Origin of the sequence: Citrobacter sp. CFNIH10, assembly GCF_002934585.1 — a bacterium.
Taxonomy (GTDB): domain Bacteria; phylum Pseudomonadota; class Gammaproteobacteria; order Enterobacterales; family Enterobacteriaceae; genus Citrobacter_A; species Citrobacter_A amalonaticus.
In genome coordinates this window covers 857999-870928 of sequence record NZ_CP026216.1, presented here as the reverse complement: position 1 = coordinate 870928, position 12930 = coordinate 857999, and the positions used below count along the sequence as shown (strand labels likewise).

Here is a 12930-nt window from a genome sequence, read left to right as displayed (position 1 = left end):
TCACTGTATTAACAGGAAACCGCTTCCACTTCTAATAATGCCAGGTCTTTTTTACGCAATACCAGGCTAACGCGACGCGTTTCAATATGGACAGGATCGCCTAAGGGGGCGACGCGCACCACGTTAAATGAGGAACCCGGGAGCATGCCGAGGGAAAGCAGTTTCTGACGGTATGCAGGACTTATTTCTCGGGAAAAACCAGTGATTTTCCACGCAGTATCTGGAGCAAATTGCATAAGAACCTACTTGTTTCTCGCTAACTGGATGTTTACCTCATGGGGCAAAGGGGCGCGGCATGAGACCAGATGATTAGCCAACGAAGGAAAGAGTAAATAATCAACAATGCAATGATAATGAGAATGGTTTTTATCTTCAACCGATTAAATGTGACGGAATGTAGGTTTGAATAATAATCTGCGTCATTTTTGATATGGCTCAAAAATAATAACCAGCAGGTGAAATGATTTGAATTCTTAATAAATTAACGTTGTTAATGTTTAATTAAGGTTTCATCTGTTAATGGCGTGATAAATATAACGCGATGGAGAAGGTGGATGCGGTAAAGGGCCGGACAGGGCGGTTCCGCCGCCATCCGGCACTCGATCTAAACTTAACGTTTTTTACCCATTGCTGCCGCCAGCGCATCCATCATCGCGCTGTTACCGGCGGGCTGCGCTTCACGAGTACGTGGTTTTGCCGCTTTCGCTGCCGGACGATCATTGCCGCCGCCGCGACGGGCATTGGTTTCACCCGGCTGTTCGTCCAGACGCATCGTCAGGGCAATACGCTTACGTTGCAGGTCAACTTCCAGTACTTTCACCTTCACGATGTCGCCCGCTTTCACCACGGTGTGGGGATCGTCAACAAACTTGTTCGACAGCGATGAGATGTGAACCAGTCCATCCTGGTGAACGCCGATATCCACAAACGCACCAAAGTTGGTGACGTTGGTGACGGCACCCTCGAGAACCATCCCCGGCTGCAAATCGTTCATGGTTTCAACGCCATCGGCAAACTGCGCGGTTTTGAATTCCGGACGCGGATCGCGACCCGGTTTCTCCAGCTCTTTGATGATGTCACTGACGGTCGGGACACCGAACTTGTCGTCGATGAAATCGACGGCTTTCAGATTGCGCAGTTCGCTGCTGTTGCCCATCAGATCTTTCAGCGCCTGTTGGGTTGCCGCCAGAATACGTTCCACGACCGGATAGGCTTCCGGGTGAACGGTGGAAGCATCCAGCGGGTTATCACCGTGGTTAATACGCAGGAAGCCTGCGCACTGTTCGAAGGCTTTCGGTCCCAGTCGGCTGACTTTCAGCAGTTGCTGACGATTCTGGAACTGCCCGTTCTCGTCGCGCCAGGCCACGATATTCTGCGCCATCATTCGGGTCAGACCGGCTACACGGGTTAACAGCGGAACCGATGCCGTATTCAAATCAACGCCGACGGCGTTCACACAGTCTTCCACTACCGCGTCCAGCTTACGGGCTAACTGTGTCTGGCTGACGTCATGCTGATACTGACCGACGCCGATCGATTTCGGATCGATTTTCACCAGCTCAGCGAGCGGATCCTGCAGACGGCGCGCAATAGAGACCGCGCCGCGCAGCGAGACGTCGAGATCCGGGAACTCCTGGGCTGCCAGTTCTGACGCGGAATAGACTGACGCCCCGGCTTCGCTGACGATCACTTTCTGCGCCGTCACTTTCGGGAACTGTTTCTGTACATCGAGGAAGAAGCGTTCGGTTTCACGCGAGGCGGTGCCGTTACCAATCGCCACCAGTTCCACATTGTACTTTTCACACAGCGCAGCCATTACCATGGCGGCTTTCGCCGCCTGACCGGTGTGAGGATAGATGGTATCGGTGGCGACCAGCTTACCAGTGCCATCCACCACGGCGACTTTAACCCCGGTACGCAGACCCGGATCGAGGCCCATAGTGGCACGCAGACCCGCTGGTGCCGCCATCAACAGGTCGTGCAGGTTGCGGGCGAATACGTTGATTGCTTCGTCCTCCGCGCGCTCGCGGACAGTCCCCATCAGCTCGGTCTCGAGGTGCATAAGCACCTTGATACGCCACGTCCAGCTCACCACGCCTTTGCGCCAGCTGTCTGCCGGTGCGTTGTTCAGACGCAGGCCGAGGTGATCCATAATGATCTGCTCGCAGTAGCTCTCTTTCGGCGGCTCATCGAACTGCGGATCGGCATTCAGCGAAAGCTGCAACACGCCTTCATTACGACCGCGGAACATTGCCAGCGCACGGTGAGAAGGCACGGAGGCGATCGGCTCGTGATGATCGAAATAGTCGCGGAATTTTGCGCCTTCCTCTTCTTTGCCGCTGACTACGCTGGCAACCAGATGGGCATTTTTCCACAGATAGTCACGTACCTTCGCCAGCAGCGCGGCGTCTTCGGCAAAGCGTTCCATCAGGATATAGCGTGCGCCATCAAGCGCGGCTTTGCTGTCGGCAACCCCTTTCTCTGCATCGATATATTTTGCCGCTTCGGTGTCCGGATCGTGTGACGGGTCGTTCCACAACAGGTCGGCCAGCGGTTCCAGACCGGCTTCAATCGCTATCTGTCCACGGGTGCGGCGTTTGGGTTTATACGGGAGGTAAAGATCTTCGAGTTCGGTCTTACTTAACGTGCCGTTGATGGCAGTCGCCAGATCATCGGTCAGTTTGCCTTGCTCGGAAATGGACTTGAGAATGGCCTGACGGCGCTCTTCCAGTTCGCGCAAATAGCCCAGTCGGGTCTCCAGATTACGCAGTTGCGTATCATCCAGGCCGCCGGTGATTTCCTTACGGTAACGTGCGATAAACGGCACGGTGTTCCCTTCGTCAAGCAGGCGAACGGCAGCGGTGACCTGGTCGGCCCGGGCCTGAATTTCACCCGCAATAATGCGGCAGAAAGAATCATTCATCATGGATTGGCTTCATCTACTGAGTAAAAAATCAGGGAACAGTTATACGGATTGATGGGCAAAAACGCCAGCCATAGCGCGGGGCTTCGGATTGTTCCTGCTCATTTTACGTATTCGATCGCATTCACGTACCAGCTTGCTTCCCCACCAGGCGTGTTGACCACCGCGAGATCGCCGACCTCTTTTTTCAGCAGCGCGCGCGCCATCGGCGAGTCGATGGAGATATAATCTTTGCGGCCAAAAATTTCATCGTAGCCGACAATCCGAAAGCGACGGGTATCGCCATCGTCATTCTCAATTTCTACCCATGCGCCGAAAAACACTTTGCCTTCCTGCTGCGGGGAGTAATCGACGATCTTCAAATTCTCCATGCATTTAGTCAGGTAACGGACGCGTCGGTCGATCTCACGCAGGCGCTTTTTATTATACTGGTAGTCGGCATTCTCACTGCGGTCACCCAGACTCGCCGCCCAGGTCACCTTTTTTGTGACTTCCGGGCGTTCTTCACGCCAGAGGTAATTAAGCTCACTTTTGAGTTTTTCGTACCCTTCCCGGGTGATCAGAGGCGTTTTCATCTTATTGATTACCTTTAAGTCTGTGACGAAGCGCACAATTCGTATTACGTCACCCTGATAACAGAATAAATAATGTGCTGCGCGTTTCATTGTATACTTAAGCTGCTGTTAAATATGCTTTGTAACAATTTAGCCTGGAATTCATACCAGAATTCGCTGGTGACGAACGTAAGCTTTTTTAAGAATACATACCTTCAATTGTTGCGAACCTTTGGGAGTACAAACAATGCAAGAGAACTATAAAATTCTGGTGGTCGATGACGACATGCGCCTGCGCGCGCTGCTGGAGCGTTATCTGACCGAACAGGGCTTCCAGGTTCGAAGCGTCGCTAACGCCGAGCAAATGGATCGCCTGCTAACCCGCGAATCTTTCCACCTTATGGTACTGGATCTGATGCTGCCGGGTGAAGATGGCCTGTCTATTTGCCGCCGTCTGCGCAGCCAGAGTAACCCGATGCCGATCATCATGGTCACGGCGAAAGGGGAAGAAGTTGACCGTATTGTCGGGCTGGAAATCGGCGCCGATGACTATATCCCGAAACCGTTTAACCCACGCGAACTGCTGGCGCGTATTCGGGCGGTGCTGCGTCGTCAGGCGAACGAACTGCCGGGTGCGCCTTCTCAGGAAGAGGCGGTCATCGCTTTTGGTAAGTTCAAATTAAACCTGGGCACTCGCGAAATGTTCCGTGAAGACGAGCCGATGCCGCTCACTAGTGGTGAATTTGCGGTACTGAAAGCGCTGGTGAGCCACCCGCGCGAGCCGCTGTCCCGTGACAAACTGATGAACCTGGCGCGTGGTCGTGAGTATTCCGCAATGGAGCGTTCCATCGACGTACAGATTTCTCGTTTGCGCCGCATGGTGGAAGAAGATCCCGCTCATCCGCGTTATATCCAGACCGTGTGGGGCCTGGGTTACGTTTTTGTACCGGACGGTTCTAAAGCATGAGGCGAATGCGCTTCTCGCCACGAAGTTCATTCGCCCGCACGCTGCTGCTCATCGTCACCCTGCTGTTTGTCAGTCTGGTGACGACCTATCTGGTGGTGCTGAACTTTGCGATTCTGCCGAGTCTCCAGCAGTTTAATAAGGTCCTGGCCTACGAAGTGCGTATGCTGATGACCGATAAACTGCAACTGGAGGACGGCACGCAACTGGTGGTGCCTCCCGCTTTTCGCCGGGAAATTTACCGTGAGCTGGGGATTTCTCTTTATTCCAACGAAGCCGCCGAAGAGGCTGGACTGCGTTGGGCGCAACACTATGAATTTTTAAGCCATCAGATGGCGCAGCAGCTGGGCGGGCCGACGGAAGTGCGCGTTGAGGTCAACAAAAGCTCGCCGGTTGTCTGGCTGAAAACCTGGCTGTCCCCCAATATCTGGGTGCGCGTTCCGTTAACGGAAATTCATCAGGGCGATTTCTCCCCGCTGTTTCGCTATACGCTGGCCATCATGTTGTTGGCGATAGGAGGGGCGTGGCTGTTTATTCGTATACAAAACCGACCCCTTGTGGATCTCGAACATGCCGCGCTGCAGGTAGGGAAAGGCATTATTCCACCGCCGCTGCGTGAGTACGGCGCCTCTGAGGTCCGCTCGGTGACCCGCGCCTTCAACCATATGGCAGCCGGGGTGAAGCAGCTCGCGGATGACCGAACGCTGCTGATGGCGGGGGTCAGTCACGATCTCCGCACCCCGCTGACGCGTATTCGTCTGGCGACAGAGATGATGGGCGAGCAGGATGGTTATCTGGCGGAGTCCATCAATAAAGATATCGAAGAGTGCAACGCGATCATTGAACAGTTCATCGACTACCTGCGCACCGGGCAGGAGATGCCGATGGAGATGGCCGATCTCAACGCCGTGCTGGGCGAAGTGGTGGCGGCAGAAAGTGGCTATGAGCGCGAAATTGAGACGGCGCTTCAGCCGGGTAGCATTCAGGTGAAGATGCACCCGCTGTCTATCAAGCGTGCAGTCGCCAACATGGTGGTGAACGCTGCGCGTTATGGCAACGGATGGATCAAAGTCAGCAGCGGGACTGAACCGCATCGTGCCTGGTTCCAGGTGGAAGATGATGGCCCCGGCATTAAGCCTGAGCAGCGTAAACACCTGTTCCAGCCGTTTGTCCGTGGCGACAGTGCGCGTAGCACCAGCGGAACCGGTCTGGGACTGGCGATTGTGCAGCGTATCGTGGACAACCATAACGGGCTGCTGGAGATCGGCACCAGCGAGCGGGGCGGGCTCTCTATCCGCGCCTGGCTACCGGTTCCTGTGGTCCGCGTCCAGGGGACGACTAAAGAGGCGTAAAAAAAGGGAGGCGAAATGCCTCCCTTGTTATTTTTACTTTATCCGGACTGACTTACAGCTTCGGCCCGGCACTGACCAATGCTTCGCCTGCTGGCGTATCGGTGTATTTCTCGAAGTTCTCGATGAACAGTTTCGCCAGCGCAGTGGCTTTTTCCTGCCACTGTTCCGGAGACCCGTAGGTATTACGCGGGTCGAGAATACGGGTATCCACGCCTGGAAGTTCGGTCGGGATCGCCAGATCAAACATCGGCAGGTTGAAGGTTTCTGCATCGTCCAGAGAACCGTTCAGGATGGCGTCGATAATGGCGCGGGTATCTTTGATGGAGATACGTTTGCCCGTACCGTTCCAGCCAGTGTTGACCAGGTATGCCTGCGCACCTGAGGCCTGCATGCGTTTCACCAGCACTTCAGCATACTGCGTCGGATGCAGCGACAGGAATGCCGCGCCGAAGCAGGCGGAGAAGGTTGGCGTCGGCTCGGTGACACCGCGTTCCGTACCCGCCAGTTTAGCCGTGAAGCCAGACAGGAAGTGGTACTGCGTCTGGTTGGCGGTCAGGCGAGAAACCGGTGGCAGCACGCCAAAAGCATCAGCGGTCAGGAAGATCACCTTCGTGGCATGGCCGGCTTTGGAAACCGGTTTAACGATATTTTCGATGTGGTAGATAGGATAGGAAACGCGGGTATTCTCGGTTTTCGAGCCGTCGTCAAAATCGATAGTCCCATCGTCGCGCACGGTGACGTTTTCTAACAGCGCATCACGGCGGATAGCGTTGTAGATTTCCGGTTCCGCTTCTTTCGACAGCTTGATCGTTTTTGCGTAGCAACCGCCTTCAAAGTTGAACACGCCATCGTCATCCCAGCCGTGCTCGTCATCGCCGATCAGACGGCGTTTCGGGTCGGTGGAGAGGGTGGTTTTCCCGGTGCCGGAAAGACCGAAGAACACCGCAACGTCGCCTTTCTCGCCCACGTTGGCGGAACAGTGCATGGAGGCAATGCCTTTCAGCGGCAGCAGATAGTTCATCACCGAGAACATACCTTTCTTCATTTCGCCGCCGTACCAGGTACCACCAATCAGCTGGATACGTTCGGTCAGGTTGAAGGCGACAAAGTTTTCGGAGTTCAGACCCTGCTCTTTCCACTGTGGGTTTGTGCACTTCGCGCCGTTCATCACGATAAAGTCAGGCTCAAAGCCTTCCAGTTCGTCATCGCTTGGGCGGATGAACATGTTCTTCACGAAATGCGCCTGCCACGCCACTTCGGTAATGAAGCGGACAGAGAGACGAGTATCGGCGTTTGCGCCACAGAAAGCATCAACGATAAACAGACGTTTACCGGAAAGTTGTTTAGTGACTAATCCTTTCAGGTGCTGCCAGGTTTCCTGGGACAGCGGTTTGTTGTCGTTCTTGCCTTTTCCTTTGTCGGACCACCACAGCGTGTCACGCGTGGTGTCATCACGAACAATGTACTTATCCTTCGGCGAACGTCCGGTGAAAATACCGGTATCAACTGCAACGGCACCCAGGTTCGTCAACACACCACGCTCATAACCTTCCAGGCTTGGGTCTAGCTCTTCCTGATAAAGGGTTTCATAGCTGGGGTTGTAGACGATATCCTGAACGTCGCTGATACCATAAGCCTTGAGATCTTGCGGGGTTAATCGTTTCACGCGCATATCACTGCTCCTTAGCCAATATGTATTACCTGGAATAGTAAGGTTTTTTTGGGGGTGTTAACCGCGACAAGGCTCATAGATTTACTTATCTGGACAAAATCACGATTGACTGAAAACGCTGTGACTCCAGTCACGAAGCGGGGCTTATTATGGCAGGAATGACTTTTTAGTTGTGGAAAATGTTCCTAAAAGGTTAAGGATTAGTATTTTTCACGGGAATGTTGTGAGTGTAATCGCATTCATGCGGGAAATTAACAAACCACTTACATACAAAATATCGATTCACCACGAAAGAAAATTTTAGCAAAAAGTGCGGAATTTAGTGCGGACGGTCGGAGACGCATCGCGTCATCCGACCGGTTCAGGATATCGATCAGTGAACCTGCGGATCGGCAGGGGAGGCGTTATTACGGATCTCGGCAATATCCATGGCATTGAACAGGTAGTGGCTCCCGCAATAGTCGCAATGCATATCGATTTCGCCTTCTTCCGCCAGAATGCTATCCACCTCTTCGTCCGGCAGCGTTTTCAGTGCGCCAGCACAGCGTTCGCGCGAGCAGGTGCATTTGAACTCAACGTCCTGCGGATCGTAAAGGGTGACCTCTTCTTCGTGATACAGACGCCACAGCACTTCATTGGCTGGCAGGGTCAGTAGCTCTTCCGCCTTGATAGTTTCGGTCAGCGTGGCCAGATGGTTGAAGTCATCCGCTTGCGCATCCTGGGCTGGCATCACCTGCAACAGCATTCCGCCGGCAGCGGCTTTCCCGTCAACATCACCGGTACGAATGAACAGACGGGTTGGCAATTGCTCAGAACGCAGGAAGTAATCTTCCAGACATGCCGCCAGCGTATCGCCTTCCAGACCGACAACGCCCTGATAACGCTCGCCTTCTTCCGGGGTAATGGTAATGACCAGATAACCATTACCGACCAGCGTTTTCAGGTCAGCATCTTCCGGGATCTCGCCCTGGACGCGCGCCACACCACGCATCTGCTGATTGTTGTTGCCGTTGATCACCGCCAGGCTCAGCGGACCATCACCCTGGAGCTGAACGGTGATATCACCGGCGAACTTCAGCGTCGCCGTGAGCAGACTGGTGGCAACCAGTAACTCAGCGAGAACGGTTTTCACTGGCTGCGGATAAGTATGGTTTTCGAGGATCTGTTGCAGGGTTTCCGATACGGTTACCAGTTCGCCGCGCACGGCAAAATTTTCAAACAGATAGCGGTGTAATTGGTCATGTTGCGGCATAATCATCTCTCTAGCGGGCGACAGTTATTCACTGTCGCCGTGTTTAAATCGTAACAGGTCACGGCGTTCTTTTTTGTCCGGTCGCCTGTCCGGGTGCGGCATGGTCAGAGCGTTAAGCTTACGCGCCAGCGCCATTTTTTCGCGTTTCTCTATGCTTTCCGTTGTCTCTTCGTACAGAGTGACGGCTTCGCTGGCCGGACGACGCTGCTCGGTGATCGCCTTGATCACCACCGTTCGCTCGTCGTTGCCCTGACGCAGCGTTAGCGTGGCGTTCAGTTCGACGATCTTGCTTGGCTTACTGCGCTGTCCGTTATAGTGAACTTTCCCGCCGTCCACCATTTCGCGGGCCAGTGCGCGGGTTTTATAAAACCGCGCAGCCCAAAGCCATTTATCCAGTCTGACCTCAACCGAGGGCTTCTCTTTCATGGCGTCTCCTTCACATCAGTGAGGGGATCAGTCGGCGGTAGTCATTCAATGACGGATGGCGCGCATACTGTTTTTCCGCAACGCCAGAGTCGGGGTTAGTCACGCCGAGGCAATAACGAATACCAAACTTCGCCGCCGCATCGAGAATAGGTTCGCTATCGTCGATAAACAGCGTTTTCTCTGCACTCATTCCCGTTTCTTCCGCCACGGCGCGCCATAACCGCTGATCCTCTTTGGGATATCCAAATGTGTGGGTAGAAAGTAATAAATCAAGGTGTGAGGCCAGACCGGTATGCTCCAGCTTCACGGCCAGATTATGCGGATGCGCATTGGTCAGCAAAATCCGCCGTTTACCGCAGGCTTTGAGCGCGTCTAAAAAGGGGATTGTATCGTCACGTAACACCGCTCGCGGCCCCATTGCGGTAGTCATCGCGCAGATATCCAGACCCAGACGGTCGCTCCAGTAATCAAGACAGTACCAGTTTAGCGTATGCTGCACGGCATGATATTCCTGGCGGATGCGTTCCTGCGCCTCTTGTGGCGAGATCCCGTTCTGCGCGCCGTAGGTCTCAGGCACCAGCTTTTGCCAGAAGTAGTTATCAAACGCCAGGTCGAGCAGCGTGCCGTCCATGTCTAACAGAACGGTATCCACGTTCTGCCAGGCAATATCAATATGCATGGGAACTCTCCAGAAGAAAACGCGATGCGGCACAGGGTAGCACACCCGGTGCCGCAGACATGTTATCAGATGAGGCTTTCCGGAGCGCTGATGAGCTTCGGATTCAGACAGCTTTCATAGTACTGTTGAATCTCCATCATGCGGGTGCGATGACGCTGGTAGCGGCGGAATGCCTGTACGCCATTATAGAGTGTGCAGGCTAACATCGTCAGCATCAGCAGCGTGGTGCCGAGGTAACGCCACAAACCAGAACGATCAGGGATGCGGTGCAGGGCGATATGCTGCGTGCCATTGGCGTCAGTATAGATATTGGTGACAATCCCTTCGGCGCTAAACGGCGTGTTCATCAGCATTTGTGCCAGTCGCTGGAAGGCGCTCCACTGTTCCTGCGCCGGGTAATCGTACAGCGATACGGTCGGCCAGGGCTGATCGACCAGATCGCTGCCTTCATCGCTGACAATCAGGAATCCGCCAGGAGCGGGGCTGTTCAGCGATTGGGCGGCGCGGGCGGTCTCGCGGGTAATAAAGGGCGCCGTGGAGGTGGTAACCAGATTGTCGAGCGATTCGGCGCTGACGGGACGCAGCAGAACGTTAACACCATCCAGTTTGCCCGCGTTGGCCCGTTTCACCAGCGCGCTCCAGTCTTTACTGTTCCCCAGGTTAACCAGCGCATTTTTGAGGCGTACGCACTCGTCTTCTGCCGCGCACAACTCGGCGGTTTTCAGGACGATATCGCCAAAATCATCCAGCAGCACCATGCCCGATTTCTGAATGGCGGAGCGCAAGGCCGCGCTGACGCGAGAGTCATCTTCCGGTTTGGGGTGCAACTGGCGGTTAACGGCCTGCGAGAGCGCAGTGGCTTTGTTCACTAGATCGGATTCCGGCAACGGTAGCGCAGGGGCGTCATTCCAGATGATTTGCGAGCAGTCAAACGGCATAAACGGTGAACTGGTTTGTGCGCTCCAGGTGCCCTGCGCATGAATATTACACATGCCGGTCCCGCGAAGATTTAACGTGTCGCCGACGCGCACGCCGGACTGTTCAAGCTGTTTTACGCTGGTCGCTTCGATGGTTTGTGCACCTTTCATCCACGACAGCGTGAACTTAATCGGCATATCGAGCGGGATCCAGAATAACAGCATCATCAGCACCAGCAGTGAGCCACCGGCGATGATCGTGCTGCGTACCCAGTGCTGCAACGGGAAGTTTTTAACCTCGTCATGCAGGGATAAAAACCGTCCCTGACGCACGACGTGGCGATCGAGATAAATATCAATATCTGTTTGCTGGCCGAGATCTTGCGCAATGTAAGGCTGCCAGTGGCTTGGATACACCAGGTCGATAATCCCCAGCGAGATATTGTTGATCTGCTCCTGGTCATTTTCGCCAAACAGTCCCCAGCGGCGCGGCGTTCCCCGCAGGCAGTGAATTTCGCGTAGTGCGGATTTCGATGGCGGCGCGAATAAGCCCCACAATCCTGCCGCCAGCAACAGCACGGCTCCGCCCACCATCCACGGCACAAAGACGTCCGGCGTAACCAGACAGAAAAAGAACAGCAGGAAGGCGGCGACAATTAACAGCGCTTCGCGGAAACCGGCCGGGCGGCTGAGCGCATATTCTTCATGCGTCTCCTGACGAATGTTCAGCAACTCAATTTGTTCGCTCTCTTCGCCGCGAATCGACGCCTGTGTGGATGTGGTCGGTTGCAGCGCGTAACCACGCGCCTCCTGCATATACTCTTGCAGAGAATGACCATTTAGCGAGATCACCAGCGGCAGCGTATCGGTGTGGATCAGCTCAACGCTGTTTTCATCATTAATGTACTGTTCCCAAAAGGGAGGCAGATGGACTTCGACGGAATCGAGGTAGTAGCGCCACTTATTCGGATCGTCCGTCGTGATGCCGTAGCGGGTGATTGAGTGGGTCAGAATGATGACGTTATTGCTTTCAGCATTCAGCGTCAGGGAAACAGGGGCTGCGCTGGCACCCGTCGGACCGGGTACCTGCTGGATTTGACTCAGGCTATCAAGATAATTTTCAACGGCGCTGCGTTCTTCAGGCGTGAGTTTGCGCGTTGCTGCCTCTGAGAATGCATTTGTCCACGGCAGCTTACGCCGTCTGGCACGAACGTTAAGTCGCCACCAGGCCAGCAATGCGCAGACCAGCAACGCCGCTAAAAAAATCAGAATGGTGCTCATGCTTTCCCCATCTTACTTAATCTGTCAGGTGTGGTCAGTCGCACCCTGTCACAATGAACGTGATCCCGTGGTTGGCTATCGGCAAGCATGGAGTTGAACTTGAGCATTTTTCAGCGCATCCCAGTGAATGCTGATGATAGCAAAACCTGCAAAAGCGGAATATCAGCAAATTCCTGGACCTATTTCAACCTATTGACTTTTAATTTGAAATAGGAATTATATTTTTATTAGGTTACATAAATGTAAATAACTGGCAATTCGCATTGCCGAAACCGTGTTGCGTATCGCACAATAACGACTGATTTCACGGCATAGATTCTCACGATGAGCAAATCATTACAAAAACCCACCATTCTGAACGTCGAAACTGTCGCGCAGTCGCGGCTATTTAGCGTTGAAAGCGTGGACCTCGAATTCAGCAACGGCGTGCGTCGTGTCTATGAACGGATGCGTCCCTCGACCCGTGAAGCGGTAATGATTGTTCCGATCGTTGACGATCACCTGATTCTGATTCGTGAATACGCGGTGGGAACGGAGTCCTATGAGCTGGGCTTTTCCAAAGGGTTGATCGACCCGGGTGAAAGCGTGTTTGAAGCGGCGAACCGGGAACTGAAAGAAGAGGTCGGGTTTGGGGCAAACGATCTGACTTTTTTAAAAAAACTCAGCATGGCGCCGTCTTACTTTTCCAGCAAGATGAATATCGTGGTGGCGGAAGACCTTTTTCCCGAGTCACTGGAAGGCGATGAACCCGAACCGTTGCCGCAGGTGCGCTGGCCGCTGGCGCATCTGATGGATCTGCTGGAAGACCCCGACTTTACCGAAGCACGAAACGTGAGCGCGTTGTTTCTTGTACGCGAATGGCTGAAAGGGCAGGGACGGCTGTAAACGAGCACCCTGAAGGAATGAAAAA

Annotated in this window: 11 protein-coding genes; 3 read left to right on the top strand and 8 right to left on the bottom strand. The window is 54.1% G+C overall.

The genetic code is table 11. The features are described 5' to 3' along the window. Positions 1-8 precede the first annotated feature (8 nt). From feoA to greB, 3 genes are all read right to left on the bottom strand, one after another. A complete protein-coding gene (feoA, locus tag C2U53_RS07660; protein WP_042998427.1) occupies positions 9-236 on the bottom strand; it encodes a ferrous iron transporter A in 228 nt (75 codons plus the stop codon). Between the two features lie 374 nt (positions 237-610). Next, positions 611-2926, bottom strand: a complete 2316-nt coding sequence (locus C2U53_RS07650; protein ID WP_104445771.1) for a Tex family protein — start codon at positions 2924-2926, stop codon at positions 611-613. A 98-nt stretch (positions 2927-3024) separates the two neighbouring features. Further along, complete coding sequence (greB, locus tag C2U53_RS07645) at positions 3025-3498, bottom strand: transcription elongation factor GreB (RefSeq protein ID WP_042998425.1); 474 nt, start codon at positions 3496-3498, stop codon at positions 3025-3027. A gap of 226 nt (positions 3499-3724) precedes the next feature. On the opposite strand from greB, the gene ompR reads away from it, so the two are divergent. Further along, a complete protein-coding gene (gene ompR / locus C2U53_RS07640) occupies positions 3725-4444 on the top strand; it encodes a two-component system response regulator OmpR (protein WP_001157751.1) in 720 nt (239 codons plus the stop codon). Further along, positions 4441-5793, top strand: coding sequence for a two-component system sensor histidine kinase EnvZ (gene envZ, locus C2U53_RS07635; protein WP_042998424.1), 1353 nt, complete (start codon positions 4441-4443; stop codon positions 5791-5793). The genes ompR and envZ overlap by 4 nt, the downstream gene beginning before the upstream one ends. A gap of 52 nt (positions 5794-5845) precedes the next feature. Here the strand turns inward: envZ and pckA are convergent, their stop codons facing one another. The 5 genes from pckA to igaA form a co-directional block, all read right to left on the bottom strand. Continuing rightward, a complete protein-coding gene (gene pckA, locus C2U53_RS07630; RefSeq protein WP_042998423.1) occupies positions 5846-7465 on the bottom strand; it encodes a phosphoenolpyruvate carboxykinase (ATP) in 1620 nt (539 codons plus the stop codon). A gap of 373 nt (positions 7466-7838) precedes the next feature. Continuing rightward, entirely contained in the window at positions 7839-8717 is an 879-nt protein-coding gene (hslO, locus tag C2U53_RS07625) for an Hsp33 family molecular chaperone HslO (protein ID WP_043001765.1), read from the bottom strand. A gap of 24 nt (positions 8718-8741) precedes the next feature. Next, positions 8742-9143 (bottom strand): ribosome-associated heat shock protein Hsp15, encoded by a 402-nt coding sequence (gene hslR, locus C2U53_RS07620; protein ID WP_044253504.1) that lies wholly within the window; start codon positions 9141-9143, stop codon positions 8742-8744. Positions 9144-9153: 10 nt separating this feature from the next. Beyond that, positions 9154-9822 (bottom strand): GMP/IMP nucleotidase, encoded by a 669-nt coding sequence (gene yrfG / locus C2U53_RS07615; RefSeq protein ID WP_042998421.1) that lies wholly within the window; start codon positions 9820-9822, stop codon positions 9154-9156. A 65-nt stretch (positions 9823-9887) separates the two neighbouring features. After that, positions 9888-12020, bottom strand: coding sequence for an intracellular growth attenuator protein IgaA (gene igaA / locus C2U53_RS07610; protein ID WP_042998420.1), 2133 nt, complete (start codon positions 12018-12020; stop codon positions 9888-9890). A 324-nt stretch (positions 12021-12344) separates the two neighbouring features. On the opposite strand from igaA, the gene nudE reads away from it, so the two are divergent. Further along, complete coding sequence (nudE, locus tag C2U53_RS07605) at positions 12345-12905, top strand: ADP compounds hydrolase NudE (RefSeq protein ID WP_042998419.1); 561 nt, start codon at positions 12345-12347, stop codon at positions 12903-12905. Positions 12906-12930 lie beyond the last annotated feature (25 nt).

Coding starts and splice junctions, on each gene's coding strand:
- hslR (WP_044253504.1), bottom strand. CDS start 9,143: ATGAAAGAGAAGCCCTCGGTTGAGGTCAGACTGGATAAATGGCTTTGG.
- envZ (WP_042998424.1), top strand. CDS start 4,441: ATGAGGCGAATGCGCTTCTCGCCACGAAGTTCATTCGCCCGCACGCTG.
- ompR (WP_001157751.1), top strand. CDS start 3,725: ATGCAAGAGAACTATAAAATTCTGGTGGTCGATGACGACATGCGCCTG.
- C2U53_RS07650 (WP_104445771.1), bottom strand. CDS start 2,926: ATGATGAATGATTCTTTCTGCCGCATTATTGCGGGTGAAATTCAGGCC.
- hslO (WP_043001765.1), bottom strand. CDS start 8,717: ATGCCGCAACATGACCAATTACACCGCTATCTGTTTGAAAATTTTGCC.
- yrfG (WP_042998421.1), bottom strand. CDS start 9,822: ATGCATATTGATATTGCCTGGCAGAACGTGGATACCGTTCTGTTAGAC.
- greB (WP_042998425.1), bottom strand. CDS start 3,498: ATGAAAACGCCTCTGATCACCCGGGAAGGGTACGAAAAACTCAAAAGT.
- pckA (WP_042998423.1), bottom strand. CDS start 7,465: ATGCGCGTGAAACGATTAACCCCGCAAGATCTCAAGGCTTATGGTATC.
- nudE (WP_042998419.1), top strand. CDS start 12,345: ATGAGCAAATCATTACAAAAACCCACCATTCTGAACGTCGAAACTGTC.
- feoA (WP_042998427.1), bottom strand. CDS start 236: ATGCAATTTGCTCCAGATACTGCGTGGAAAATCACTGGTTTTTCCCGA.
- igaA (WP_042998420.1), bottom strand. CDS start 12,020: ATGAGCACCATTCTGATTTTTTTAGCGGCGTTGCTGGTCTGCGCATTG.